Below are 26978 nucleotides of genomic sequence, written 5' to 3' on the forward strand. Positions count from 1 at the left end.
TTACAGGTGCGCCTGCAGCTCCGCCATGAGCTTGGCTTTGGGCATGGCGCCCACGGTGCGGGCGATTTCCTGACCACCCTTGAGCAGAACCAGGGTGGGGATGGACATGACGCCGTACTTCATGGCGATATCCTGGTTCTCGTCCACGTTGCACTTGGCGACCTTGATCTGGCCGGCAAGATCGTCGGCGATCTCGTCGACGATGGGGGAGAGCGTACGGCAGGGGCCGCACCACGGTGCCCAGAAGTCGACCAGGACGGGGGCGTCCTCGTTCAGCAGATCGTTAAAATTGGCCTTGGTGACCTCGGTGATGTTTGCCATGGTTCCTCCTATTGGCGTGCCCGCGACGCTACGGCGCGCGGTGGTTTATCTCATCGACAAGCGTTATACCCAAGTTGCGCCAATGCTTGCAACGGTTTATGTGACAAGGTTACCGACATTGCGAGACGCCGTCCGCGCGGTAGAATGGTGCGGCATAAGAGAAAGAGGGAATCCCATGAACATCTCTACCGCTGATCGCAAATCCGCCCTGCATAATCAAGCGAACCAGGAGCTTGAGTCTCTGGTGTCGCGCGGCCTGCGCGCCGTGGGCAACGGGTTTTCGCCCGTTTTGCTGGTAAAGGGCGATCTTAACGCGGCGGAGATCGCGGGCGGCGAGCTCTTGGCGGGTGCGGACGGCAACGCGTTGCGCTCCGCCCTTTCCGCGGTGGGGTTTGCGCCCGAGGATTTCTGCGGTATGGCCGCCGTGTATGGTGAGGGCGCAGACGCGTCTGCCGGCGCCTTGGGCAGCCCGCTTTCGGTTGAGTTTTTCCGCGAGGCCGTAGAGGCGTTCGATCCGGAGGCCGTGATTTTGCTGGACGATGCCGCGACGGCGCTTATGCGCGAGGCGTACGCGGACGCCCTTGCCGCTATCGAGGACTTTAACACGGCGATGCTTATGCCGGGTCTGGTGGCCCCCGTGCTGGGTCGCCGCGTGCTGGCGCTCGACGGATTCGAGGCGGCGCTTGCGGATCGCGCGGCCAAGCAGCGCATGTGGGCGTATCTCAAGCAGATTCGTCCCGCCGCCGCTCCGTACTAGAGATTCGCTCCCGGCCGCCTCGCGGCAAGTTTGCGCTATGTTCTGGGCGAGACCGTCCGCGCCGCGGGTCGGTGGCTCCCCATGTGTATGAAACGTTAACAGTCTTTACACCTGTCTTGTCAGGTGTATGGTCTGGTGCCATACTTTCCCCAACGATTGAGAGCGCGTCCGCACGGGCGCGTCAAACAGGGGGAGACACTAATGAATCGACAATTGAATGGCGATCTCGCTAAGGACGCCGATGCACAGAATCTGCTTGAGCGCATCGCCCGGCTTAAGCAGGATCGCGACGCCGTGATCCTGGCGCACTATTACGTGGCGCCGGAGGTCCAGGCAGCGGCAGATTACGTGGGCGACTCGTTTTACCTGGCCAAGCTCGCCGTCAGCCTGCCGCAGCAGACCATTGTGCTGAGCGGCGTGGAGTTTATGGGCGAGAGCGCCAAGCTGCTCAATCCGTCCAAGACCGTGCTGCTGCCCGAGCCCGCGGCGGACTGCCCCATGGCTCACATGGTCAAGCGCGAAACGGTCGAGGCCGCGCGCGAGCGATACGGCGACGACCTCGCGGTCGCCTGCTACGTCAACTCAACGGTAGAAGTCAAATCTTGGAGCGACGTCTGCGTGACCTCGTCCAACGCCGTCAAGATTGTCTCCGAGCTGCCGCAGCATCACGTGCTGTTTATTCCCGACCGCAACCTGGGCCGCTATGTGGCCGAGCGGGTTCCGGACAAGCACATCATCCTCAACCAGGGCTGCTGCCCTCGCCATGAAGAGGTGTCTTTGGACGAGCTTCGAGAGCTCAAGGCCCAGCATCCCGCCGCGCGAGTGCTGGCGCATCCCGAATGCACCGAGCAGGTCCTGGCGGAGGCCGACTACATAGGCGCGACCTCCGGCATCATCGCGGCCGCGGAGGCGAGCGACGCGGACGAGTTCATCGTGGTCACGGTTCGCGGCGTCCTCTATGAGCTGCAGCGACGCTGTCCCTCCAAGCGCTTCTATTTCACTCACACGCCTCCCACCTGCCGCGATATGGACATGGTCACCCTGGAAAAGGTGGCGGCGTGCCTGGAGACGGGTTTGGGCGAGGTCGCGGTCGACCCCGCCGCAGCGCCTCAGGCAAAGCTGACGCTCGACCGCATGCTTGAGTACGCGGCCCGCTAGAAAGGGGAGCAGATGGACTGCGATGTTGTCATTGCGGGCTGCGGCGTGGCCGGCCTGTATGCCGCGCTGAACCTGCCCGCCACCTCGCGCGTGGTCATGCTTTCAAAGGGAGAGCTGGACGAGTGCGACTCCATGCTTGCCCAGGGCGGCATCTGCGTGCTGCCGGAGGGCGACGACTACGATTCTTTTTTTGAGGACACCATGCGCGCGGGGCATTACGAGAACCGCCGCGAGAGCGTGGACATCATGATTCGCTCCAGCCGTTCGGTCATCAACGACCTGGTGGCGTTGGGCGTGGAGTTCAATCGCGAGGCGGACGGCTCGCTGGCGTTTACCCGCGAGGGTGCGCATGCCCGTCCGCGCATCGCCTTTTACAGGGACGTTACGGGCAAGGCGATTACGTCCAAGCTGCTAGAGCGCGTACAGCAGCTGCCCAACGTGGAGATTCTGGACCACACGGCCATGATCGATCTGCTGGTTGAGAAGGGAGAGTGCCGCGGCGTTGTGGCCTGCCCGGTGACGGAGGAGCAGTCCGTCCAGACCATCGACGAGCTTATGCCAGAGGACGCGACCGCCCCCGCTGCCGGCGAGCCCGCTGCCGGCGTCCGTCCCGCCCCCGCCTTTGAGATCCATGCGGGCGCCACACTGCTGGCGACGGGCGGCATTGGCGGCGTCTACCAGCATTCCACCAACTTTCCCCAGCTCACGGGCGACGCAGTGTATCTGGCGACCAAGTATGGCCTTGAGACGGAGCATTTGGACTACGTGCAGATTCACCCCACCGGCCTGTATTCGCAGCGACCGGGGCGCACGTTTCTTATCTCTGAGAGCTGCCGCGGCGAGGGCGCGGTGCTGCTCAACCAGGCCGGCGAGCGCTTTGTCGACGAGCTCCAGCCGCGCGACGTGGTGGCCGCTGCCATTCGCGAGCAGATGCGCGCAGACGGCTCGGAGCACGAGTGGCTGAGCTTCGCCCCCGTGGACCCTGCGGTGGTGCGCGAGCACTTTGTGAACATTCGCCAGCGCTGCTTGGAAGAGGACCGCGATATTTTGGACGAGTCCATCCCCGTGGTGCCCACGCAGCATTACTTTATGGGCGGCGTGCGGGTGGACCGCGATTCCGCAACTTCTATGCCCCGCCTGTACGCCGCGGGCGAGACCAGCTGCAACGGCGTCCATGGGCGCAATCGCCTTGCAAGCAACAGCCTGCTGGAGGCTCTGGTGTTCGCGCGCCGCGCGGCGTACAACATCGCCACGGGCCGCTCGCTTGAAGTCGAGGCTGCGGGGGAGCCCGCGCTGGACGGGGCTCACCGCGCAACCGGCTTCGACGCATCGATCGACCGCCTGTGCGCGGCGCCCGCGATTTCCGTGCCCAGCGCTTCTGATCCCGCGAGTCCGGTGCGTGGCGAATCCTCGTCCAAATAATCCCAGGCCAACTAGGAGGACCCATGAACCCCATTACCATGAACCTTGTGGCGGACGAGTATATTCGCCGCGCCCTGCAAGAGGACATTACCAGCGAGGACATCAGCACCATGTCCGTGTGCCCCGCCCGCCGCGAGGCTCAAGTGCAGCTGATTGCCAAGGCGGACGGCGTCATTGCCGGCCTGGGTGTATTTGAGCGCGCGTTTACGCTGCTTGATCCCTCGACGCGCGTGGATGCTCGCGTGCAAGACGGCGACCGCGTCGAGAACGGCCAGCTGCTTGCCATGGTCTATGGCGACGCGCGCGTGCTGCTGTCCGGCGAGCGCGTGGCGCTGAACTACCTGCAGCGCATGAGCGGCATCGCCACCTACACGCGTCGCATGGCGGACGCGCTGGCGGGTACCAAGACCGTGCTGGCAGACACGCGCAAGACCACGCCCGGCATGCGCATCTTCGAGAAGGAAGCCGTGCGCCTGGGCGGCGGCGCCAACCATCGCTACAACCTTTCGAGCGCGGTCATGCTCAAGGACAACCACATCGACGCGGCGGGCGGCATTGCGCGGGCGGTCGTGGCGGCGCGCGCTCACGCGTCGTTTACGTGCACAATCGAGGTGGAGTGCGAGACGCTCGACATGGTGCGCGAGGCGGTGGACGCCGGCGCGGACATCATCATGCTGGACAACATGGATCACGACCACATGGCCCGGGCAATCGCACTTATCGACGGGCGCGCCGTGGTGGAGGCGTCCGGCAACGTGGACCTGGATAGCATCCGCGAGCTGGCGGACCTGGGCGTAGACGTGATCTCTTCCGGTGCGCTTACGCATTCGGCCGGCATTTTGGATCTGTCTCTCAAGCACCTGCGCATGATCGAGGACGAAGGTGTGTCGGCGGGCGCTGCCGATATCGCGCTGCACGCGGGTGAGGACAAGTGATGAAAGGTCGCGAACGCAGGCTCGAGCTTATGGGCGAGCTGCAGCGTGCCGCCTCGCCTGTCTCCGGCAGCGCGCTGGCGCGGGCCCTGGGCGTGAGTCGGCAGGTCATCGTCCAAGACATCGCCTTGCTGCGCGCCAACGGCCATGACGTGGTCGCCACGGCGCGCGGCTACGTTCTGCGCGAGGGCGCGGTCGCCGAGCTGCCCACGCGCCTGGTAAAGGTGCATCACACGGTGGACGATGTGGAGGACGAGCTCAATACCATTGTCGACTTGGGCGGCGCGGTCACCAACGTGATGGTCAACCACCGCGTTTACGGCAAGATCACCGCGGATCTGGACGTGCGCAACCGACGCGACGTCGCCCGCTATATCAAGGGTATCGAGACGGGCAAGAGCTTTCCTCTTATGACCGTTACCAGCGGCTATCATTTCCACCGTATCGTGGCGGATTCTGAGGAGGAGCTGGACGAGATAGAGGCGTCGCTTGCAGAGAAGGGCTACCTGGCGGAGGTTATGCCCTATGAGGATGATTTAGCGTAGCGGCTTTGGCGTAGCGGCGCGGCGTTGAGCCCGATGTCGCGGCGGGGCTTCATGCGATGGCGGAGGGACCCGGCGGGTAAGCCCGTGGGGCCGCTTCGCCGGAGCTGCCTGCAGTGTCCCGCTGCGGCTTACCCGCTGCGGCTTCGTTGTCTAGGGGTGAAATAAAAAAGAACCCGGCTCGGCGGATTATCCGCTTCGAGCCGGGTTCTCTTTAGCACGCGGGTGCGCGTACGATGTTACTCGTCGACGATCTCGGTGATCGCGCCAGCGGGGCAAGCGTCCTGGCAGGCGCCGCAGGCAACGCAGGAATCCTCGTCAGCGACGGTAGCGACGTCGTTGAGCTCCAGAACACCAGCGGGGCAAGCGTCAACGCAAACGCCACAAGCGATGCACTCGTCGGCATCAATTACGGGATGAGCCATGGTAGTTTCCTCTCTATAGTCCGATGCGCTTAGGCGACAGGCATCGGTCGGTCGGGTCAAATATACCGCGAGTAAAGGGGTTTGCAAGTCCTCGCGGTGAGCTTCTTCATACCGTTCACCGAGTCAGCTATGGCTTACTAGAGATTGCTTTTGCTATGGGTTGAAAACATGCAGGTAGAGGGCTTGCCTGCGCCCATACTCTCACTTCTAATAATTGGGATGCATTCCTAGGAAAAGTATCTTTAATAAAGAGCGGCACCGGTTTGGGCAGCGGCTGATTGCTCGAGCGCCGGCTTTGAGGCGCCCGCATGGCTGGGCGTGATGCGGTTGCTGTTTTTTGCCTTCAGTTGAACTTGCGCTCTGCTGAAAAATGCCTCTGTGCGCGCTCGACTGCTGAAAACGGCCTTCAGTTGGAGTTGCGCCAGCGAGGAGATTGTGGCTGCGGCGCCATTACCTGCAGTTTCCCTGGAGAGATCTGTTGTGCCTAAGCGCCCAACTCCAACTGGAGGTCATTTCCAGCAGCGCCAAGTCCAACTGAACCGCATTTTCAGCAAACGGGCGCAACCGGAGCGCGATTTCAGCGGACGTGCAAGTCCAACCGGAGCGCGATTTCAGCGGGCGCGCCGAGCGCGGCGTTGTTAAGCCCGCTTGCAAGATTGTGGAGCAATGTGAAGATGACGGAAGCTCGCCGGCGTGGCCAAAACAAGAGCACCGGCTAGAGAATCCCGTGGTCAGCGCGCGTGGCGTGTCCACTAAGGTAACTTTAGGGCGGACGAAATAAGAAATCTTATATGAATTGACTTAGATTTTGTATATCGCGATACTTAAGGGGATATAGTACTACCGAACGAAAAAGGCACCGCTGCTTCACGGCGACTCGGGGAGCGCGGTCCAACCCCAAGAAGGGATGATTACTATGAGCAAGATCCTCGGCATCGACCTCGGTACCACCAACTCCGCCATGGCGGTCCTGGAGGGCGGCACCCCCACTACCATCGTGAACGCAGAGGGCGACCGCACCACCCCGTCCGTCGTGGGCTTCCGCGCCGACGGCGACCGCATCGTGGGCAAGGCCGCTAAGAACCAGGCCGTCACCAACCCCAAGAACACCGTGTTCTCCATCAAGCGTTTCATGGGCCGCAAGTTCTCCGAGGTCCAGGACGAGCTGAAGACCGTTCCCTACGAGGTCAAGGAGGGCGCCAACGGCCGTTGCGTCGTCATGATCGAGGGCAAGGAGTACACTCCCGAGCAGGTCTCCGCGATGATCCTGTCCAAGATGAAGGCCGACGCCGAGAAGTATCTGGGCGAGACCATCACCGACGCCGTCATCACCGTCCCCGCCTACTTCAACGACGCCCAGCGCCAGGCCACCAAGGATGCCGGCCGCATCGCTGGCCTCAACGTCAAGCGCATCGTCAACGAGCCCACCGCCTCCGCTCTGGCCTACGGCCTGGACAAGAAGACCCAGGAGCAGAAGGTCTTGGTCTTCGACCTGGGCGGTGGCACCTTCGACGTGTCCCTGCTCGACCTCGCCGACGGCGTCTTCGAGGTTCTCGCTACCAACGGCGATAACCACCTGGGCGGCGACGACTGGGATCAGCGCGTCATCGACTGGATGGCCGACAAGTTCAAGCAGGACAACGGTATCGACCTGCGCAACGATGCCATGGCTCTGCAGCGCTTGAAGGAGGCGGCCGAGAACGCCAAGAAGGAGCTCTCCTCCGCTCAGCAGGCCCAGATCAACCTGCCCTTCATCACCGCTGACGCCACCGGCCCCAAGCACCTTGATTACACCCTGACCCGCGCCGAGTTCGAGCGCATTACCCGCGACCTGCTCGAGCGCTGCAAGCAGCCCGTTACCAAGGCTCTGCGCGACGCCGGCGTTTCGCTGAACGAGGTGGACGAGGTCATTCTGGTCGGCGGTTCCACCCGTATGCCCGCCGTTCAGGATCTGGTCAAGAACATGACCGGCAAGCAGCCCAACATGTCCGTGAACCCGGACGAGGTCGTCTGCAACGGCGCTGCCGTTCAGGGCGGCGTTCTCACCGGCGACGTCGAGGGCATCCTGCTGCTCGACGTGACCCCGCTGTCCCTGGGCGTTGAGACCATGGGCGGCATCATGACCAAGATGATCGACCGCAACACCACCATCCCCACCAGCAAGACCGAGGTTTACTCCACCGCTGCCGACAACCAGACCAGCGTCGAGATCAACGTCCTGCAGGGCGAGCGCGAGCTTGCGCGCGACAACAAGTCCCTGGGCAAGTTCCAGCTCTCCGGCATCCCGGCTGCCCGCCGCGGCGTGCCTCAGATCGAGGTCACCTTCGACATCGACGCCAACGGCATCGTGAAGGTCTCCGCTAAGGACAAGGGCACCGGCAAGGAGCAGTCCATCACCATCTCCGGTTCCACCGCTCTTTCGGACGAGGAAGTCGACCGCATGGTCAAGGACGCCGAGTCCCATGCCGAGGAGGACAAGAAGCAGAAGGAAGAGGTCGAGGCCCGCAACCAGACCGACTCCCTGTGCTACTCCACCGAGCAGACCCTGAACGAGCTGGGCGACAAGGTTTCCGGCGACCTCAAGAGCAAGGCCGAGAGCGCTATCGCCGACGCCAAGAAGGCACTCGAGGGCTCCGATATCGACGCCATCAAGTCCGCTGGCGACAACCTGCAGTCCGTTGCCTACGAGCTCGCCCAGATGGTTTACGCCGACGCTCAGCAGGCTTCCGCTGCCGATGGTTCCTCCTCTGACGACGACGTGGTCGATGCCGACTACGAGGTCGTTGACGACGATTCCAACAACTAACGATGTCCCCGCGTAAGGAGAAGGACGTGAAGATCCCTGTTGAGTCGGTTGAGGAAGTCGATGCACCCGAGACCGAAGAAGAGACCGTAGCGCCCGAGGTTGTCGAGGAAGTTGTCGACGCCGAGGCGGAGGCTCCGGCCATGACTGAGGAGGAAATGGTCGAGGCCGCCATCCGCGCCGGTGAAGAGGCTGCCGAGAACGACTTTAAGTTCAAGTACGAAAAGGCCGTCAAAGAGCTGGAGCAGGTTCGCCACGAGCTGGAGGAAGCTGCCGAGGCCGCCTCGTCCGCCGAAGAAAAGGCGAAGGACGCCGTCGAGCGCCACGCCCGCCTGCAAGCGGACTGGGAGAACTATCGTCGCCGCACCGCCCGCGAGCGCAATGAGGAACGCGATCGCGCGACCGAGAAGCTTGTGATGGCGCTGCTGCCCGCGATCGATGACATGGAGCGTGCGCTTGACCACGCTCGCGCCCAGGAGCTTTCTGAGAGCTTTAGCCAGTTCGTCGATGGCGTGGACGCCGTCCGCGTCAAGATCATGGGCGTGCTGGAGCATGAGGGCGCCGAGGTCATCGATCCCGTTGGCGAGGCGTTCGATCCCAACGTCCACCAGGCGGTGGGACGCGTTGAGGACGCCAGCCGGTACGACGAGACGGTGAACGACGTGTACCAGAAGGGCTATCGCATGGGCGGCAAGGTCCTGCGTCCCGCGATGGTGACGGTCACCTACGGTGGCGAGAAGCGTCCCGCGCCGGAGCCCGAGGCCGATGAGGCCCAGGACGCCAACGAGTAAGTAGACAGGGCTTCGGAAGCTGATTGCGACCGGAGCCCTTTGCGGGACCAGAGCCGTTGTCGTGGACCCACTTGGGGTTCTTGGCGACGCGCTCTGGTTTCGTTTTGAAGAAAGGAGGCAGACGATGCCACAGGGTAAGAACTTCTACGACGTCCTCGGCGTATCACGCGACGCCTCCGACAAGGACATCAAGACGGCGTTTCGCAAACTCGCCCAGAAATACCACCCGGATGCGGGCGGCGACGAGGCGAAGTTCAAAGAGATCAGCGAAGCGTACGAGACCCTGTCTGACGCGAAGAAGCGCAAAGAATACGACCAGCTGCTGATGTTTGGCGGCATGCCCGGTGCCGGCGGCGCCGGCGGCTATACCTACACGGGAGGCGCCGGTGCGGGCTGGGGCGATATCTTCGACAGCATCCTGCGTGGCGAGGGCGCCTTCGGCTCTGATTGGGGCCAGGGGTTTGGCGGCGGCATGGGCGGCATGGGCGGCGCCGCGGGAGCTCGCGCGCGCAGCCGCAAGGGCAGCGATCTGTCCCTGACCGTGGACGTTACGGCGGAGGACGCGTTTCGCGGCGTGACGCATAAGGTGACCTACCGCATTCCTTCCACCGGCGAACAGCAGACCATAACGGTCTCCGTGCCCGCCGGCGCGGTGGATGGCGGCAAGCTGCGCTACAAGAGGCGCGGCGAGTACGGCGCCGGCGGCGGCGAGCGCGGCGACCTGGTGGTTACCACGCACGTCGAGGAGCACCCGCTGTTCAAGCGCAAGGGCGCAGACGTGAATATGGACCTGCCCATCTCCATCTACGAGGCGGCGCTGGGCTGCCAGGTGGACGTTCCCACCCCGGGCGGCGCCACGGTTCGCCTTAAGGTTCCAGCGGGTACGCAGACGGGCAAGACCTTCCGTTTCAAGGACATGGGCGCGCCGGACGTAAAGCATCGCGGTCGCAACGGCGCGCTGCTGGTCAAGATCGTGGTGCAGACGCCCTCGCGTCTTTCCGACCAAGAGCGCGAAAGCCTTGAGTCCCTGTTGGAAGCCGACCAGCGCGACTATCGCGAGAAGGTCGACCGTTTCCGCGCTAAGATGTAAGAGTTGCCAGCACGCCTAGGGTGAGGAGTTAACAATGTCCCAAGATGGACGCGACAAGCCGCTGTATATGATCAGTGTGGCCGCTGAGCTCACGGGCATGCACCCGCAGACCCTGCGCGTCTACGAGTCCAAGGGCCTGGTCAATCCCAAGCGCTCGGGCGGCAACACCCGCCTGTACTCGCAAAGCGATATCGAGCGCCTGGAGCTTATCAACCAGCTTACGGACGAGGGCATCAACCTTGCCGGCGTGGTTCGCATCCTCGACATGAAGGAGCGGGCGGAAGAGCGCGAGCGCGAGAACGAGAAACTGCGCGAGCAGCTGCGCCGCGCGCAGGACGAGTTACATGAGCTGAAGATGCAGAAGCGCATCACGGCCTTGGCTCCGCGCGACGGCAGCGCGAATCCGGAACAGGTGCTGCGCGGCCTTCTGGGCGGCGGCTCGCTGTAGGGGCTTGCTTGTCGCAAATATGGCTGCCTTTATGGGTGGCGGTAACTGAACAACAAAGGGCGCTTGGCTGCACGCCGGGCGCCCTTTCGCGTTTTGATGATTCTCATCCAGATTTCTTCGTCCACATATGCATGCGCCAGATTGGCAGGCACCTGTTTGCTAAAACTTGCTAAAAGAAACTAAAACTTGCTAAAAGAAATCTGATATGCTAAAACTTGCTAAAAGAAACTAAAACTTGCTAAAAGGATCCAAGGGGACGAGGGCGAGAACGAACGAACAAAGGTGAGCGATAGAAGGGACTGGTTGCGTTGAAGAACCCCTTTACTCCAAGTTTTGGCAGCGAGCCGCTTGTTCTTGCTGGTCGCCGAGACATCATCGAGGGCATGCGGCGCGGCTATGAAAACGGAACGGGCGATCCGCGCTTGAATTCAATTGTTGTCGGTGCACGAGGCACGGGTAAAACCGCGCTGCTCAATATCATTCCAGGTATTGCGCAGGAACGCGGGTGGGCGTGCGTTAGCGTAACGGCTCTTTCGGGAATGCTTGAAGATATATACCAACGCGCTGTTGCGCAGGCCTCGGATATTCTAAACGATGGCAAAGGCGCTAGGCTGACCGGGCTGACAATAGGAAGCGCAGTTGGGGCCACATGGGAGCTGCCGGACGAGCCCGAGGGCAACTGGCGAACAAGGATGTATCGTGTTTTGGATACCTTGGAGTCGCAGGGCACGGGCTTGTTGATTACCGTGGACGAGGTCACGTCCGATCTTGATGAGATGATTCAGTTTGCAGCTGTATACCAGCACTTTGTGAGGGAGGGACGCAGCGTCGCCCTACTGATGGCTGGGTTGCCAAACAACGTATCGAGCTTGCTGTCTAACAAATCTGCCTCCTTCTTGCGCAGGGCAAAGCAGTATCGCTTGGGACGCATCTCTGATGCCGACATGGCGTTTGCGATTCGGCAGACGGTAGAAGGCGGTGGCAGGAGCATCGAGCGGGAAGCGCTTGATCTTGCTGTAAAAGCGTCCAGCGGCTTTCCCTACATGATGCAGTTGGTGGGTTTTCATACCTGGGAGTCCAGCGAGGATGGCGGAGCTATCGATGCCGACGCCGTGGCGCGTGGAATCGAGGTTGCTGGCTACGACATGAGGGACGGCGTGTATCGCAGCACGTTGCGAGACCTTTCGGCAAAAGATATCGATTTTCTTCAGGCGATGCTGGAAGATGAAGGCGGAAGCAGAATGGCGGACGTGGCTCGGCGCATGGGCGTGAGCTCGAGCTACGCATCTCAATACCGCTTGCGCCTTATTGACCAGGGCGTGATTGGAGAGCGCGGGCGAGGTCGCGTGTGGTTCGACATTCCCGGGTTTGACAGCTATCTTCGCGAGGAGCTGTAGCTCATAGTTTTGAGCGCTGTATTTTGGCGCGTGGCGGATGCCGTTGGCTCCTTGCTGCAACTTGCGCAATCTTCTGGGTACACCGCTGGTATGTCCACCGTAAAAGATTGGGGGAGCTATGTCCGGCTTTGGCGTAACGGAGACCGTGTTGGCGCTGACGTGGGCGCTGCTGCTCATCGTCCCCATAGTGCTGGCGTTTGTGGTGAGCTACTTCCTCATCAAAGCGGCGGTCAAAAACGGCGTGAAGGAGGCTATGCGCGATCTTGATATGGAGCGCGCTGCGCATAGAGAGCAGTAAGGTGCTCTTCATGCGGCTTAAAGTGGGGCTTGAAGTGGGGCGCGGCGACGTGCCATAAGCGTCAAAAGCTTGTTATACCGTTGGTATACTGGGAAAGAGGAGGTTTGCCAAGATGCAGCAGATCAATCATAAATATCCTGTAGGTATCCAGCGGTTCGACACCATTCGCGCCGAGGGTTATCGATATGTGGACAAGACTGATCTGGTGTGGCGGCTCGCCAATGGCAACAGCAAGTCTGTGTTCCTTAGCCGACCACGCCGCTTTGGAAAGACGCTCCTTGTCTCTACGCTTGAAGCATATTTTCAGGGGCGTAAAGAGCTCTTTGAGGGGCTTGCTATAGAGGGGCTTGAGCGCAGCTGGGAGTCGTTTTCCGTCATTCACATCGACCTGAGCAGCATCAAGGCGCGAAACGTTCAAGAGCTTGAGGAGCAGCTCGATGCCGTCCTGCGAGATCAGGAGGCTCTGCTAGGACAAGAGGCAACTTACAGGCTACCCGGATCTCGACTTAGCGCGATGATCACGCGCGCGCATGAGCAAACGGGTAAAGAGGTCGTTGTGCTTGTGGACGAGTATGACGCCCCCATGCTTGCCGTTATGGATGACGAGGCGACGCTCAAAGAGGTTCGCGAGATTATGCGGGGCTTTTATGCTCCGCTTAAATCGCTGGAACGGCATCTTCGCTTTGTGTTCTTGACGGGCATTACCAAGTTTAGCCAGCTCTCCATCTTCTCTGAGCTTAACAATCTTAAAAACATCAGCATGAATCCAGCGTTCGCTTCTCTATGCGGCATTACGGAAGAGGAGCTTTCGAATCAGTTTGGCGAGGATATTTGTCAGCTGGGTCGGGCGCTTGACATGGGTTATGACGAGACGTTCGCGGCTCTCAAGCGCCGCTATGACGGCTATCACTTCTGCGAGCCCTCTCCCGATATCTACAATCCGTTTAGCTTGCTTAGCGCTTTTGATGATCAGGCTCTGCAATCATCATGGTTTGCTTCTGGCACTCCAACGTACCTGCTTAGGACGTTGCAGGGCGCGCACGTGACGTTGCCAGAGCTTGAGTCATGCCGCGCCCGCGCATCGGAGTTCGATGCGCCGACGGAGCGGCTGGTTTCGCCCATCCCGCTGCTGTATCAGTCTGGCTACCTTACCATTAAGGCGTATGACGCGCGGAGCTGCGCGTATACGCTTGGAATTCCCAACGATGAAGTACGCATTGGCTTGTGCGAGAATCTGCTTCTTTACTTGGGTGAGCAGGAGGGGGTAAACATGCTCTCTCCTCAGTATGGTTTAGTGGATGCCATTGTAGGCCGGTTGGACAAGGGCGACATGGACGGCGCGCTTAGAGCGATGCGATCGTTTTTGGCGAGCATTCCCTATGATTTGGGTTCACGTGATGAGAAAGGGTTTCAGCTCAAGTTCTATCTCATCTTCCGTCTGCTTGGAATTCAAATTGATTCTGAAGTTAAGACGGAGACGGGTCGCGTAGACGCGGTGGTCCAACACCAGGGCAGCACGTATGTAATGGAATTTAAATACGATGGATCCGCGGGCGAAGCTCTGCGGCAGATTGACGAGCGCGGTTATCTTATCCCCTATGAAGCGCTGGATAGCAGATTGGTAAAAGTTGGCGTTAACTTCTCTTCCAAGGAACAGACCATAGAAGAGGGATGGATTATCCAGGAGGCCGCCTCTGTTACTCCACGCTAAGGGCGAATGCCTGCCGTTGTGACATAGAGTCTTCGCGCTTAAGAAATCTTATATATGAAGACTTAGATTTGTGTTTAGAAATCGGCTTGGTCGGAAACAATAGCCTCGATTAAACGATGAGCCGCCCCGTAGGGTGGCTCGCGCGCAACGGCGCTAAGGGCCGCAAGCCTGGGGCGCTGGCGTGCGCAACCCAGGAGAGGTGATGAATATGAGGATCGACAAGCTGGCGATGACCTCCAAGGAAGCGCTGCAGACGGCAATTGGTATCGCGGGCGACGCGAACGCCGGCGCGGTGGAGCCCATCCATCTGCTGAGCGCGCTGCTCAGCAGCGGCGAGCGCAACATCTCGGTCATTATCGAGCGCATCGGCGCCGATCCCAAGCAGCTTGCTCGCGCGACGCAGCAGGCTGTTGACAGCGCGCCCAAGGTGAGCGGCGAGGCTCAGATCGGGCTTTCCAACGAGCTGACGCGCGTTTTGAACAAGGCCGAGAAGTTTGCCTCCAAGATGGAGGACAACTTTGTGGTGACCGAACACCTGCTTATGGCGCTGGCCGAGGACAAGGGCCAGGCGGGGCAGATTTTGTCGCAGGCCGGCGTGACGCGCGACCGCATCGAGGAGGTCTACACGGAGCTGCGCGGCGACGATCGCGTGACCAGCGAAGATGACAAGATGCAGTTCGAGGCGCTGGAGCAGTACGGCCGCAACGTCTGCGACTTGGCGCGCGCAGGCAAGCTCGACCCGGTCATTGGCCGTACCGAGGAAATCCGTCGCACCATCCAGGTGCTCAGCCGCCGTACCAAGAACAACCCCGTGCTCATCGGCGAGCCGGGCGTGGGCAAGACCGCCATCGTGGAGGGTATCGCCCAGCGCATCGTCGCCGGCGACGTACCCAGCACGCTGCGCGATCGCGACATCATCGAGCTCGACATGAGCGCGCTGGTGGCCGGCGCCAAGTACCGTGGCGAGTTCGAGGACCGTCTCAAGGCCGTGCTCAAGGAGGTGCAGAAGTCCGACGGCCGCGTGATTCTGTTCATCGACGAGCTGCATACTATTGTGGGCGCGGGCGCGACCGAAGGTTCCATGGACGCCGGCAACATCTTGAAGCCTGCTCTTGCCCGCGGCGACCTACATGCCATTGGCGCTACCACGCTGGACGAGTATCGCAAGTACATCGAGAAGGACGCGGCGCTGGCCCGTCGTTTCCAGCAGGTTATGGTCAGCGAGCCTACCGTGGAGGACACCATCTCGATTCTGCGCGGCCTTAAGGAGAAGTACGAGATCTTCCACGGCGTGCACATCACGGACGGCGCCCTGGTGGCGGCGGCGGACCTTTCGGATCGCTACATCGCCGACCGTTTCCTGCCCGATAAGGCCATCGACCTGGTGGACGAGGCCGCAAGCCGCCTGCGCATGGAGCTTGATTCCATGCCGGTGGAAATCGACGCCATCACCCGTCAGCTCACCCAGATGCAGATCGAGGAGCAGGCCCTCATGAAGGAGTCCGACGACGCTTCGAAGGAGCGCCTTGAGACCCTGCGCCAGGAAATCGCCGAGGTCCAAGAGAAGCTGAACGTGCAGAAGGCCGGCTGGCTGAACCAGAAGAACGCCATCGACCACGTGCAGGATCTCAAGAGCCGCATCGATGACGCCAAGGGCGAGCTTGAGCGAGTGACGCGCGACGGCAACTTCGAGCGCGCCGGTGAGCTGCGCTACTCCGTGATCCCTTCGCTCGAGCGCGAGATCGTCGATGCGGAGGCGGGGCTCGAGGCGCAAAAGGCCTCCGGCGAGGGCTTGAACGAGCAAGTGACTTCTGACGAGATCGCCGAGGTCGTGTCCGCGTGGACCGGCGTGCCCGTGTCCAAGATGCTGCAGGGCGAGCTGGATAAGCTCAAGACCCTTGAGGATGAGCTGCACAAGCGCGTTATCGGCCAGGATGAGGCCGTGTCCGCCGTCGCCGCAGCCGTCCGCCGTAGCCGCGCGGGCCTTTCCGACCCCGATCGCCCCATCGGTAGCTTCTTCTTCCTTGGCCCCACCGGCGTGGGCAAGACCGAGCTTGCCAAGGCGCTGGCCGAGTGCCTGTTTGACGACGAGCGCGCGCTGGTTCGCATCGATATGTCCGAGTACATGGAGAAATTCAGCGTGCAGCGCCTCATCGGCGCTCCTCCGGGATACGTGGGTTACGACGAGGGCGGACAGCTTACCGAGGCGGTGCGCCGCAGGCCCTACTCCGTCATCTTGCTGGACGAGATGGAGAAGGCGCATCCGGACGTGTTCAACGTGCTGCTGCAGGTGCTGGACGACGGTCGCTTGACCGATGGCCAGGGCCGTCAGGTGAGCTTCAAGAACACGATCATCATCATGACCAGCAATGTGGGCTCGACGGCGATCGCCGAGTACGCGGGCAGGGATGATGAGGAGATGCGCCGCCAGGTGGACGAGGCTATGAGTCATACGTTCAGGCCCGAGTTCCTGAACCGTATCGACGACATCGTGGTCTTCCATCCGCTCGGTATGGCCCAGATCGAGAAGATCGTGGACATCCAGCTGGCAGACGTTCGCCGTCGCCTTGCCAAGGAGCGCATGACGCTGGTTATCAGCCCGGCGGCCAAGCAGATGCTCGCTGTGGGCGGCCTGGACCCGGTCTTCGGCGCCCGCCCGCTCAAGCGCCTGATCCAGCGCGAGGTGGTCGACGCGATCGCGCGCGCTATCATCGATGGTCGCGTGCGCGAGGGTGACGAGGTCACGGTGGACGTGGATGCGGAGAACAACTTTGTTGTCGCCGACGCGGAGAATGTGACGTACGAAGTCGAGTAGCGCGCTGCCGGAGGGCATCGATAAGGGCGCTAAATAAGTAGAGACGCTAGGGGAGCTGGGGCATTGAGTCCCGGCTCCCTTTTTTTATGCTGCCGGTACGGATGCTTCTTTAGAAAGCTTGCGTGCGCGATGAGGGCCTATGTCTGATTCGTATAATGGTGGCGAAGGAAACGGAAGGAATCGCCATGAAGAAGAGCTCTGAAGAAGAGATTAAACGCGCGCTCGAGGAGAAGCTGCGCCGCGAACGCAAGACGGCTTCTCGCGATCCGTTTGTGCGTGTGGAGAACGAAGATGACGACGGCTACGATCCCTATTCCGACCGTCGTCCCGCCAAGGAGCCTCTGTTTCAGCACGACCCATGGGCGTAAAGGACCTTACTACTCTCCAAGGCGGAGCCTCTTTGGGCTAGGCGCCTGCTTTTCACTCAGGAATCTTCCGGTCCTCGTGACTGCCCCCTTGCTTTTGCACAGGTGGAGGGTTTCCGGGGTGCGCCGCGCGGGCGGATCGCTGCGAATCGAGGCATAAAAACGGGAGGCGGCCCCTATGGACTGCCTCCCGTTTTCAGTTTCTATGGCAACCAGGACGCTCCGCCGCGTTAGCGGTCGAGCTCCTTGCGAACGCGGCCATCGAAAATGGCGGCGAGAGCTGCCAGAACGGCTGCAGCCGCCGTGACGATCCAGGTAAGCAGGCCGCCAGAGATCGCCAGAACAACGGATGCGACGCCGCAGACCGCGGCCAAAACGCTCGCCGGGGCATGCCCGCCCAAAGAGCTGGGGCGGTTGGCTCCGCGGATGCCCAGCGCGGCTGAGATAAAGGTAAGAACGCCGGTGGCGATGGAGAGCCCGCCGCAGAGCATAGTCCACATGCCGCCTTCGAGCTGCATGCCAAAGACGTCGACGGTGGTGCCCGCTGCAGCTTCGGAGCTACCGATGGTTACAAAGCCCAGCACCAGGGCGAATACGGCGACAAGGACTTGGATGAGGCTGAATACCTTCAGCAGCTTTCTGTTTTGCGACATGCGTGACTCCCATAGGCGAGGTATACAAAAAGGCGACCCGCAAATCTGCGAGCCGCCTGTTACTATACCCGTTTTGCCTGGCATAACTCCAGCTCATGCCAAGCGCTCGGGCGAACGTGCGGTTGGGTATCGCCGTGGGCGCTACTCCGCGCGGGCCATTGCCTGCTCGAAGTCGCGGGTGCCGCGGAAGACCTCGTGCTTGTAGGGGTTCACACCCAGCTTCTTGGAGCGGTAGATGATGTAGCCCAGGGCGAGAACGTTGGCGACCAGCGCGATGACGGAGACAACCAGGTTGATCTGCGGGTTGTTGACGGAGTCGACGGAGAACACGCTGTAGTCCTGGAACATGGGGAATACCTGGGCGAACATGCACCACAGGGCAAGGGTGTTCGCGCGGTTCTGAATCCAGCCGCCCTTGTTCCAGAAGAAGTTGGCCACGGTGGGGGCCAGCAGCAGCGCCAGACCGCAGTACCAGGCGTGGGTGGGCAGGCAGTTGTAGGTGTAGCAGAAGTTCCACAGGTCGTAGGCGATGATGAAGACCCAGGTCATATCCGGCCAAAGCATGTCGTCCTTCTTCTTGGAGACGTAGATGCCCCACCAGCCGGTCATGCAGAAGATGTTGATCAGGCCGGCGATGCCGTTGAAGACGTTGTGCCAACCGCCCATAAGGGTGACGCCCTCAGAGGAGACCCAGGTGGTGCCAAAGGCGCGGAAGGCGCTCTCAAAGTCGGAGACCACGGCGATCAGGATGTTGATGGCGACGATGGCGAACGGGAACGCCTTAAACCACTCGGCCTTGCCCAGCTTGCCCCAGCGGTACTTGAGCATCATGAAGCCAATGCAGCCCGCCGTGGCGGCGTAAAGCTTGGCGTAGTGGAACCAACTGTTCATGTGCACGTAAGTGGGGTTGTTAAGCGCCCACTCCATGCCCATGCCGGCGCACACGTAGATGCTGATGAAATAGACGGTCAGCGCGGCGGGCAGCGCCAGGAAGCAGAAAATGCCTCCGGCCTTAGAGCGGCGTGCGACCTCGTTGGCCAGGATCAGGCACGCGAATACCGCGACCCAACCCAGCCACTGGAACATGGCGGTCTCGCCATATACCTGGAACAACATGGACAAACTCCCTTCTTTTTGTCTTTGGACGAGGAAAGGCGATCCCTTTGATCCAAAGACGATGTCCATATATCGAGCCTTGAGCGTGGGCGATGCGCCTAGCGCTCGGGGCGACGATCTTTGTATTTCTCGGTGTATCCCTCGATGTGGAGCGTGCTGGCGACTATGTCCTTGATGAGGTCGTCCGGCGCGTCCGGATGCGTGCGGATGTACATGACCAGGCCGGTGATGAGCACGTAAAAGGTCTCGTAGACGTGGTCGATGCGCACCTCGTGGTAGCGGGCGAAGTCGACCACGGTGGAGTCGCAGATATAGCGCGCCGTACGGTCCGCCACGCGGTGCACAAACGCGGTGTAGAGCGCCGCGTTGCCGCCGGTGGCCAGCGACTTGGACGGGTCGCGTTCGTCGAGCACTATATGCTTCATGAGCGCGACCGCATCGTCCAGGGCGCCTTCGATATCGCCTTGCTCGCGATCGGAGTTCCATGCCTGCAGACGCTCGATAAAGGACTCGATGATGTCGTCCAGCGCGGCGTTGAGCGCGGCCTCCTTATCGGGGAAGTAGTGGTAGAAGAGCGAGCGGGTGCATCCCACGCGCTTGGTGATGGACGAGACGGAGAACCTGCTCACGCCCTCCTCGGCGCATGCGTCCCGAACCGCCGCGAGAATCTCCTCGCGCCTGTCGTCGTGGGCATGGCGCTCGTGACGTCTTGACTCCTCATGGGAAACTTGCTGGTCCACGTACCGCCTCCGTCAAGTTGTTGGTATCTCGCCGATATAGTCTTGATTATTGTTGACAAACCGTCAATATTTATTTTTGACGAAGCGTCAATATCAGCCGATGAACGGTTACGGCAGGGCCTAAGGGTGGTGTGGCGCAGACGTCTTGTGCCCGACCGGCTTTGGGGAATGGGCCCCGCGGGGTTGGCGCCCCGTGCCGGCGTTGAGGATTGTACGTTGCACGCGCCGTGCAGCACCGTGCATCGCATGCTGTCGAATGCGGTGCGCTAGAGAGGGAGCCACATGATCGTAAACGGACCCGGAGTCTCGCTTCGCGAGGACGATATCGGAGCGGAGTTTGTTCCGCCGCTGCCAAAAAACCCTCGTCCCAAGATCGTCGCGCTGTGCGAGCACTGCACCAACCGTATGCTCAAGCGCGATGAGCTGCTGCCGTATGAGTACTGGGCGTTCGACGCCGCCGCGACCGATGAGATGGCCGACGTGCTGCTGAAGATGAAGATGCGCAAGCCCTATACGCTTGAGGCGGCCGTCAAGGCGACCGGCATGGATGCCGAACCGCTTGAGAAGCTTTTGGACGAGATGAGCTACATCGGCCTGCTCGAGTACAACTGGGAGAATCCCACCCGCACCAAGCAGTGGGTTTTGCCCATGCTGGTGCCCGGATCCGCCGTGTTCATGAACATGCGCCAGAGCCAGCTGGACGAGCATCCCGTTATGGCCAAGTTCTTCGAGCAGTCTTCCAAGAACGCCCTGGCCAAGGCATCCGCTATGGTTCCGCTGGGAGGCGGCGGCGTCGGCCTGCACGTCATTCCCGTCGAGAAGGCTATCGAGACCGAGAACCAGTCCGTGTCCGTTGAGCATATCGAGCATTGGCTCGACAAGTACGAGGGTAAGTACGCCGCCAGCCCCTGCTCCTGCCGTATGAGCCGTGCCCGTTTGGGCCAGGGCTGCGGCGATGATCCCAGCGATTGGTGCATCGCGGTGGGCGATATGGCGGACTACATCGTAGAGACCGATCGCGGCCGCTACATCACGCGCGACGAAGTTTACGAGATCCTGCAGCGCGCCGAGGACAACGGCTTTGTGCACCAGATCACCAACATCGACGGCGAGGACAAGATCTTCGCTATCTGCAACTGCAACGTGAACGTGTGCTATGCGCTGCGCACCTCGCAGCTGTTCAACACGCCCAACCTCTCCCGCTCCGCCTATGTTGCCCGCACCGAGACCGAGAAGTGCGTCGCGTGCGGTCGCTGCGTCGAGGTTTGCCCCGCCGGCGCCGTCAAGCTTGGCCAGAAGCTCTGCGCGTCGAGCACCGGCAAGGTGCCGGAGTATCCCAAGCAAGAGCTTCCGGACGAGGTCAAGTGGGGCCCGGAGAAGTGGAGCCCGGATTACCGCAACAAGAACCGCATCGAGACCTATGACACCGGCACCGCACCCTGCAAGACGGCCTGCCCCGCGCACATCGCCGTTCAAGGCTATCTCAAGCTCGCCGCCCAGGGTCGCTACACCGACGCTCTGGCCCTGATCAAGCGCGAGAACCCGCTGCCCGCCATTTGCGGCCGCATCTGCAACCGCCGTTGCGAGGATGCCTGCACCCGCGGCCGCGTCGACCAGGCGATCGCGATCGACGAGGTCAAGAAGTTCATCGCCCAGCGCGACCTGGATGCGGACACCCGCTATATTCCGCCCGTGGTGACCCCCACCACCAGCGGTGGCTTTGATGAGAAGATCGCGATCATCGGCGCCGGTCCCGCCGGCCTGTCCTGCGCTTTTTACCTGGCCGAGAAGGGCTACAAGCCCGTGGTGTTCGAGAAGAGCAACCGCCCCGGCGGCATGCTCACCTACGGTATCCCCAGTTACAAGCTCGAGAAGGACGTCATCGAGGCCGAGGTCGACATCATCCGCGAGATGGGCGCCGAGTTCCGCTACGGCGTCGAGGTCGGCCGCGACATCACGCTGGACCAGCTGCGCGAGGAGGGCTTCAAGGCCTTCTATGTTGCCATCGGCTGCCAGGGCGGCCGCCTGCCCGGCATCCCCGGCGAGAACGCCGAGGGCGTGTCCGTGGCGGTCGACTTCCTGCGCCGCGTCGCCGAGCAACAGGAGAATGGCGGCACCGCGGATCCCATGCATGACCGCACCATCGTGGTGGGCGGAGGCAACGTCGCCATCGACGTCGCCCGTACCGCCGCGCGCCTGGGCTCCGAGCACGTCGAGATGTTCTGCCTGGAGAGCTCCGAGGACATGCCCGCCAGCACCGAGGAGGTCATGGAGGCCAACGAGGACGGCGTGCACATCTCCTGCGGTTGGGGCCCAGTCGAGGTCCGCTGCGGCGAGGACGGTCGCGTGAGCGAGATCACCTTCAAGCGCTGCCTGCGCGTCTTCAACGATGAGGGCCGCTTCGATCCGAAGTATGACGAGAGCGAGACCCGCACCGTCTCCGCAGACCGCGTGGCCTTCTCCATCGGCCAGTCCATCGTGTGGGGCGACCTGCTCGCCGGCTCCGCCGTGGAGCTCGGCCGCGGCCAGGGAGCCGTAGCCGACCCCAAAACCTATCAGACCGCCCAGCCCGACATCTTCGTGGGCGGCGACGTCTACACCGGTCCCAAGTTCGCCATCGACGCCATCGCTGCTGGCCATGAGGCCGCCGTCTCCCTGCACCGCTTTGTGCAGAACGCCACCCTCACCATCGGCCGCAACCAGCGTTCCTACCGCGAGCTCAATAAGGACGATGTCGAGTTTGGCAGCTACGACACCGCCAGCCGCGGCGACGCCGTGCACAATTACGCCCGCGAGAAGGCCGAGCCCTTCCGCGAGTACCTCGAGACCTTTACCGAGGAGCAGGTGCGTGCGGAGACCGCTCGCTGCCTTGGCTGCGGCGCAAGCATCGTGGACGAGAACAAGTGCATCGGCTGCGGCTTGTGCACCACCAAGTGCGCGTTCGATGCAATCCACCTGCATCGCGAGCACCCGGATGCAAGCCGTATGGTGAAGTACGAGAAGAAGCTGCCCACTCTCGCCAAGTACGCGCTCAAGCGCGAGATCAAGATTCGCTTTGGTAAGAAGAGCAAGTAGCCAAAGCTGATCGCTGCATAGTACACAGGGCGGTTGCGGTCATCCATCCGCGGCCGCCCCTCAGCCAAAAAGGAGGCCGCTCGTGCACGAGCTGGGCATCGTCTTTCATATCATCGAGAGCGTCGAGGAGGTCGCGACGCAAAACAACATCCATCGCGTCTCCGGCGTGACGTTGCAGCTGGGCGAGGTCTCGGGTATCCTGCACGACTATCTTTCCGATTGCTGGCGCTGGGCCTGCGACAAAAACGACCTTATGCGCGGGGCGGAACTCACCATCGAGGAGATTCCCGCTATCACGTACTGCGAGGCGTGCGGTCGCCAATATCCAACTGTGGAGCATGGGCGCACCTGTCCCAATTGCGGCAGCGGCGACACCTATCTTATCCAAGGCGATGAGATCATGATCAAGGAGATCGCGGTTCCAGATGAGGACGAGTGTGCTAAAATCAGCTGATACGTGCCTCCGTAGCTCAGGGGATAGAGCACCGCTCTCCTAAAGCGGGTGTCGACGGTTCGAATCCGCCCGGGGGCACCATGAGAATGCAACGGGTCGAAGGGAGTGTTCCTTTCGATCCGTTTTTCTTTTTTGAGCATGGCATCCACCGCATGGTCTCGATGGAAAATTGCTGCTTTGGAGCTAAAAGCGAGCAAATAGGCGGCTGCTTCCAGGCACGTGTTCAAATCCGTGATTGAGGTAAAACGCGGCGACGTCTTCATCCAACGAATCAATTGGCGGCGAGCTCCAATTCTTTTAATTGCTCGCAAGTCATGCGAGGGCATAGGTGCTCGCTCTGTCTTGCTGCGGTGATACCGGCCATAATCACTCCCATCTACGGCGCATTGCTGTACAAATATTTTCCCCGCAAGCGAATCGAACACGCTGCGTTCGCATCCGTTTGTGGAATAGCGCCCTTAAGCCATAGCCGACTCGCCCGCTGCTCTGGTAGAGTCTGCTGCAATTACTCTCCTACGGCAGCGAGGCGGTTTTGCATGGGCGGTTTTTTCGAGTCATTTTTACGCGTCGCCATGATCGTCCTGATCGTTGGGCCCGTCACGGCTTGGGTCGCACGCGTGGGCGCGAAGGAGCGCGGCGATGCGAATGAAAGCACCGAGCGCTTCACGGTGCGCATGCCTCGGGCTCCCCGTCTCCTCATGGCTGGTTGCGCCATCGCGTTCGAGGTCATCATGCTGGTCCCTTATATCTGGCAGGGCCTCTCCCTGGGGATCTGGGACCATCAGCTGGTTTGGCTGGGGCACGGCCTGGCGCTTGCGGCTCTTGCGGTGTTGGCGCTTTTCAGCATGCCCCGCATCGATGTCGATGGCGAGGAGATATCGGCGCGTAATATAGTCGGCATGCGCAAGCGCACCACGTTTGACCACATCACCGCCGCGACGCTGCATACGCAGATGATGTCGATTGCGCTTTACACGGAGCAAGGAAAGTTCTCCTCCGTCAGCCTCGAGGGCGTATGTTCTTCCAACTTGCTGATCCGTTTGGCCGAAGAGGGGATAGAGGTCGCCGACGCCGTTCAGGCCCCCATGACCAAGGCGAGCCTGTGCTGGGCGGCTATCAAGCCGTTGACGATCGTCTTTCTCGGCATGGCGGCCGTCTTCTCGCTCGTCCTTATCTTTATGGCTGTCTTCGCGAACGTGGACATCGCTGTGCTCGCCATGGTTCCGTTTCTCTTCATCTTGCTGGGGGCTGTCTTGCCGCTTTGCATGCTCAGTATGCCGCTGCGCGGCGTGTTGCTGATCGGTAGGCAGGAGCGGGAGTTGGGCTTCTGTTTCGCACGCGAGATGGCCGCCCACGGAGCTACGGGCACGGAGCTTGAGGACGAGGACTGGTTTGTGTCTATCAGCAACGCCCGCATCGTTGCGTTTCGTCGCGACTACATCAAGAAGATATCTGCCGTAGAGGATAGCGATAGCGGCAACCGCTGCATGCTGACTGCGAAAAGCGGGCGCAAGCACAAGGTCTATGCTGCCGGATCAACGTTGGACGACCTACGCACATGGTTTAGGAGGGGAGCGAGAAAGCGGACGATGACTGAGCGCGCCCAGGATGCGCTCGAAACAATAGGGTAGCCCTACTTCTCTTCAAAAGATTCTATTGAGTCGAGACGGACCGCCGTGAGACGCGCGCCGCCCTTCTTTTGCTCGACCTCAAAGAGCGCCCATTCATCGTCTACATCGCGCAGCGTGCCGGTAAGGGTGATGCCCTCGGTTGCGATGGTCGCGTCTGCTAGGGTGACGCTGCATCGCGTTCCCATACGACTGCTGAGAGCTTCCCTGTACTTGTTTGCCCTAGAGCCGTTTGCGGATTCTAGAAAACGTTTAAGGTCCTTCTTGGTGGGCACGGTGCAGATGAGGTAGATGAGAAGGGCGAAGCTGATCATACCGAAGGTTTCCATCGTTTAGGCTCCTTCCGTCTCGCTGGTTTTTGCCGATGGCGCCGCAGCTAGCGCCATGGTGATGCTCAGGACATCGTCCAAATCGATAAGGCGTATGACATGCTCGCGTTTGGTTTTGGGGTTGCCGAACAGCGCGGTCGAGCGTTCGACGGCGATGCGCAGCCAGCCACCGCCCGCTTCAAGAATTTTGGCGTGCTGGATGGTCGCCTCGTCACCCGAAAGGCTGATGGTCGCGTCTTTGGCTCCAACGAATGCTTCGAGTACATGGAGGTCGGATTGAGCGCGCGTTCCGGCGGAGCTCACCACGTCCACTTCATCGCTGGCAAGGTCGTTGAGGCTCACGCCGTAGAGGCGGGCGAGCTCGGCAGCCTTGTCGAGGGCGGGGGCGCCTTGGTTTTGTTCCCAGTTGGAAACGGTCTGCCTGCTGACCCCTATGGCTGCCGCGACTTCTTGCTGGCTCATGCCGGCGCGGCGGCGCAGGGCGAAGAGCTTGTCAGATATCATGGTCGGTCCTTTTCTCGCGGGGCTAGTGGGCGCAACGCCAGGTTCGAGGGCGGGCCCGTTGTCGATATTATCGCCGCGCCGGTTAGCGAAGATGCGCCATTTCATTTGGCAATACGGCAAATTAGCTGGTCATGGTCACTTACCTATAGCGCGAGTGGCAGTAGACGTACCAGATGGGTCCAAATCGATAGAGTCGGCGCGCCTCGTCGCGCTTCATGAGCGAGAGGGTGACCTCGTAGCACCAGCCGATCTCACCGCTCTCGCGATCGACCGTGCGGGTGCGACCACCCACGCGAACGATATCGAATTCTCGTCCATCCGGCCATTCGATAGTCTTGGGCTGGACCGTTCCATCTGTGTCGACGCGCAGGCGTACGGCGACCGGTACCCTGTAATCCATGCATGCCTCCCCTGAGTTCGACCTGTCTGCTTGCTCGTATACGAACTGCAGTTCTCAACGAACGTCTGTTCTAGTATTATCCACTTCGCACGGACAAAAAAAGCGACAAAGAAGGGACGCTGGAAAATCCAACGTCCCTTCAGATGGTGTTCGATGTTTGTTGGGTTCGTGCGCCCGCCCTTGCAGATGGCTGCAGTCGATAGGCGGTCGGTGGGCGAGAGCGGACGCCCTACCAGTCGTTGCGGCCACGCGGATGGGGCATGCCCACACCGGTATCGCTGCCGCCACGGCGCGAGCGGTTGGTGTGGTGGTAGCTGGGCTGCTGTCCGTCATCTTGATCGGGTTCCGCGCCGGCGCCGCGATAGGACGAGGGCTGGACTCCCGGGCGGCTGCCGCCGCCGGAGCGCGCAAGCCTTACGGTGCCGTCGGTGCGACGGACGCCGTTGGTCTGCTGCGAGCGCACGCTGAAGCCGTGGGTCTCGGCTACGGAAGATCCGGGCTGGCTATCGGGGTCGTAGCCGGCGGGGTAGACGCTGCGTTCGCGTGGCCCGTAGGCGCTGCGGCTGCGGGCACGGCCATCCGGGTTGCCGCTTTCGGCGGAGCCGTAGCGGTCTGCGCCCGCGTATCCGCCGCGCTGCTGCGCGCTCTGGTAGCGGGCCGCTCCGTAACGGCCGGCGTCGCCGCGCGCGGCGCGGGGGCCGGGTTGGGTGCGGTCGCCGTAAGAGGAGCGCTCGCCGTAGGGGGCGCGATCGCCGTAGCCGTCGCGTGATGCGGTCCCACGGCCACCGCGGCCTGCGGGATCAA

26 protein-coding genes and 1 tRNA gene are annotated in these 26978 nt (G+C 61.4%); 18 read left to right on the top strand and 9 right to left on the bottom strand.

The window, feature by feature from the left end:
• On the bottom strand, positions 1-321 hold the full coding sequence (trxA, locus tag HMPREF9452_RS05480; protein ID WP_009141136.1) for a thioredoxin: 321 nt from the start codon (positions 319-321) through the stop codon (positions 1-3).
• 175 nt (positions 322-496) lie between these two features.
• Between trxA and HMPREF9452_RS05485 the strand changes: the two genes are divergently transcribed.
• The 5 genes from HMPREF9452_RS05485 (at position 497) to HMPREF9452_RS05505 (ending at position 5135) form a co-directional block, all read left to right on the top strand.
• Entirely contained in the window at positions 497-1078 is a 582-nt protein-coding gene (locus HMPREF9452_RS05485; protein ID WP_009141137.1) for a hypothetical protein, read from the top strand.
• A gap of 201 nt (positions 1079-1279) precedes the next feature.
• On the top strand, positions 1280-2236 hold the full coding sequence (nadA, locus tag HMPREF9452_RS05490) for a quinolinate synthase NadA (RefSeq protein ID WP_009141138.1): 957 nt from the start codon (positions 1280-1282) through the stop codon (positions 2234-2236).
• Between the two features lie 12 nt (positions 2237-2248).
• A complete protein-coding gene (locus HMPREF9452_RS05495; RefSeq protein WP_009141139.1) occupies positions 2249-3658 on the top strand; it encodes an L-aspartate oxidase in 1410 nt (469 codons plus the stop codon).
• Positions 3659-3681: 23 nt separating this feature from the next.
• Positions 3682-4593, top strand: coding sequence for a carboxylating nicotinate-nucleotide diphosphorylase (gene nadC / locus HMPREF9452_RS05500; protein WP_009141140.1), 912 nt, complete (start codon positions 3682-3684; stop codon positions 4591-4593).
• Positions 4593-5135, top strand: coding sequence for a transcription repressor NadR (locus HMPREF9452_RS05505; RefSeq protein WP_009141141.1), 543 nt, complete (start codon positions 4593-4595; stop codon positions 5133-5135). The genes nadC and HMPREF9452_RS05505 overlap by 1 nt, the downstream gene beginning before the upstream one ends.
• 236 nt (positions 5136-5371) lie before the next feature.
• Here HMPREF9452_RS05505 and HMPREF9452_RS05510 read toward each other — a convergent pair whose 3' ends face one another.
• Positions 5372-5557 (bottom strand): DUF362 domain-containing protein, encoded by a 186-nt coding sequence (locus HMPREF9452_RS05510; RefSeq protein WP_009141142.1) that lies wholly within the window; start codon positions 5555-5557, stop codon positions 5372-5374.
• A gap of 916 nt (positions 5558-6473) precedes the next feature.
• Here HMPREF9452_RS05510 and dnaK point away from each other — a divergent pair.
• The 9 genes from dnaK (at position 6474) to HMPREF9452_RS05555 (ending at position 17278) form a co-directional block, all read left to right on the top strand.
• Positions 6474-8363: a molecular chaperone DnaK gene (dnaK, locus tag HMPREF9452_RS05515; RefSeq protein WP_009141143.1), complete on the top strand. Its 1890-nt coding sequence runs from the start codon at positions 6474-6476 to the stop codon at positions 8361-8363.
• A 26-nt stretch (positions 8364-8389) separates the two neighbouring features.
• Entirely contained in the window at positions 8390-9151 is a 762-nt protein-coding gene (locus HMPREF9452_RS05520) for a nucleotide exchange factor GrpE (RefSeq protein WP_009141144.1), read from the top strand.
• 124 nt (positions 9152-9275) lie between these two features.
• Entirely contained in the window at positions 9276-10241 is a 966-nt protein-coding gene (locus HMPREF9452_RS05525; protein ID WP_009141145.1) for a DnaJ C-terminal domain-containing protein, read from the top strand.
• Positions 10242-10275: 34 nt separating this feature from the next.
• Entirely contained in the window at positions 10276-10689 is a 414-nt protein-coding gene (locus HMPREF9452_RS05530; RefSeq protein ID WP_009141146.1) for a heat shock protein transcriptional repressor HspR, read from the top strand.
• 308 nt (positions 10690-10997) lie between these two features.
• On the top strand, positions 10998-12086 hold the full coding sequence (locus tag HMPREF9452_RS05535; protein WP_009141147.1) for an ATP-binding protein: 1089 nt from the start codon (positions 10998-11000) through the stop codon (positions 12084-12086).
• A 118-nt stretch (positions 12087-12204) separates the two neighbouring features.
• The gene (locus HMPREF9452_RS05540) at positions 12205-12384 is read left to right on the top strand and encodes a DUF6019 family protein (RefSeq protein WP_009141148.1); all 180 of its coding nucleotides are present in this window, start codon (positions 12205-12207) and stop codon (positions 12382-12384) included.
• Positions 12385-12496: 112 nt separating this feature from the next.
• Positions 12497-14095 carry an ATP-binding protein gene (locus HMPREF9452_RS05545; RefSeq protein WP_009141149.1) on the top strand — a complete coding sequence of 533 codons (1599 nt, stop codon included), beginning with the start codon at positions 12497-12499 and terminating at the stop codon, positions 14093-14095.
• A 208-nt stretch (positions 14096-14303) separates the two neighbouring features.
• On the top strand, positions 14304-16910 hold the full coding sequence (gene clpB, locus HMPREF9452_RS05550) for an ATP-dependent chaperone ClpB (RefSeq protein WP_040362523.1): 2607 nt from the start codon (positions 14304-14306) through the stop codon (positions 16908-16910).
• Positions 16911-17095: 185 nt separating this feature from the next.
• Positions 17096-17278 (top strand): hypothetical protein, encoded by a 183-nt coding sequence (locus HMPREF9452_RS05555; RefSeq protein ID WP_009141151.1) that lies wholly within the window; start codon positions 17096-17098, stop codon positions 17276-17278.
• 227 nt (positions 17279-17505) lie between these two features.
• On the opposite strand, the gene HMPREF9452_RS05560 is transcribed toward HMPREF9452_RS05555, so the two are convergent.
• The 3 genes from HMPREF9452_RS05560 to HMPREF9452_RS05570 all read right to left on the bottom strand — a co-directional run bounded on the left by HMPREF9452_RS05560 (position 17506) and on the right by HMPREF9452_RS05570 (position 19784).
• On the bottom strand, positions 17506-17928 hold the full coding sequence (locus HMPREF9452_RS05560) for a hypothetical protein (RefSeq protein WP_009141152.1): 423 nt from the start codon (positions 17926-17928) through the stop codon (positions 17506-17508).
• A gap of 141 nt (positions 17929-18069) precedes the next feature.
• Positions 18070-19044 (bottom strand): DUF5692 family protein, encoded by a 975-nt coding sequence (locus HMPREF9452_RS05565; protein WP_009141153.1) that lies wholly within the window; start codon positions 19042-19044, stop codon positions 18070-18072.
• Between the two features lie 98 nt (positions 19045-19142).
• Entirely contained in the window at positions 19143-19784 is a 642-nt protein-coding gene (locus HMPREF9452_RS05570) for a TetR/AcrR family transcriptional regulator (protein WP_009141154.1), read from the bottom strand.
• Positions 19785-20066: 282 nt separating this feature from the next.
• Between HMPREF9452_RS05570 and HMPREF9452_RS05575 the strand changes: the two genes are divergently transcribed.
• The 4 genes from HMPREF9452_RS05575 (at position 20067) to HMPREF9452_RS05590 (ending at position 24944) form a co-directional block, all read left to right on the top strand.
• Positions 20067-22859, top strand: coding sequence for an FAD-dependent oxidoreductase (locus tag HMPREF9452_RS05575; protein ID WP_009141155.1), 2793 nt, complete (start codon positions 20067-20069; stop codon positions 22857-22859).
• A gap of 82 nt (positions 22860-22941) precedes the next feature.
• Positions 22942-23313 carry a hydrogenase maturation nickel metallochaperone HypA gene (locus HMPREF9452_RS05580; protein ID WP_009141156.1) on the top strand — a complete coding sequence of 124 codons (372 nt, stop codon included), beginning with the start codon at positions 22942-22944 and terminating at the stop codon, positions 23311-23313.
• Between the two features lie 5 nt (positions 23314-23318).
• Positions 23319-23394 (top strand) — tRNA-Arg (locus HMPREF9452_RS05585).
• 455 nt (positions 23395-23849) lie between these two features.
• A complete protein-coding gene (locus HMPREF9452_RS05590) occupies positions 23850-24944 on the top strand; it encodes a hypothetical protein (RefSeq protein ID WP_009141157.1) in 1095 nt (364 codons plus the stop codon).
• 2 nt (positions 24945-24946) lie between these two features.
• Here the strand turns inward: HMPREF9452_RS05590 and HMPREF9452_RS05595 are convergent, their stop codons facing one another.
• The 4 genes from HMPREF9452_RS05595 to HMPREF9452_RS11955 all read right to left on the bottom strand — a co-directional run.
• Positions 24947-25270 carry a hypothetical protein gene (locus tag HMPREF9452_RS05595; protein ID WP_009141158.1) on the bottom strand — a complete coding sequence of 108 codons (324 nt, stop codon included), beginning with the start codon at positions 25268-25270 and terminating at the stop codon, positions 24947-24949.
• Positions 25271-25273: 3 nt separating this feature from the next.
• Positions 25274-25774, bottom strand: coding sequence for a helix-turn-helix transcriptional regulator (locus tag HMPREF9452_RS05600; RefSeq protein ID WP_009141159.1), 501 nt, complete (start codon positions 25772-25774; stop codon positions 25274-25276).
• A gap of 139 nt (positions 25775-25913) precedes the next feature.
• Positions 25914-26174, bottom strand: a complete 261-nt coding sequence (locus HMPREF9452_RS05605; RefSeq protein ID WP_009141160.1) for a hypothetical protein — start codon at positions 26172-26174, stop codon at positions 25914-25916.
• A gap of 229 nt (positions 26175-26403) precedes the next feature.
• Positions 26404-26978 (bottom strand): hypothetical protein (locus HMPREF9452_RS11955; protein WP_009141161.1); only part of this gene is annotated, 575 nt, incomplete at its 5' end.

This window comes from Collinsella tanakaei YIT 12063 (genome assembly GCF_000225705.1).
In the GTDB taxonomy this organism is placed as follows: Bacteria; Actinomycetota; Coriobacteriia; order Coriobacteriales; family Coriobacteriaceae; genus Collinsella; species Collinsella tanakaei.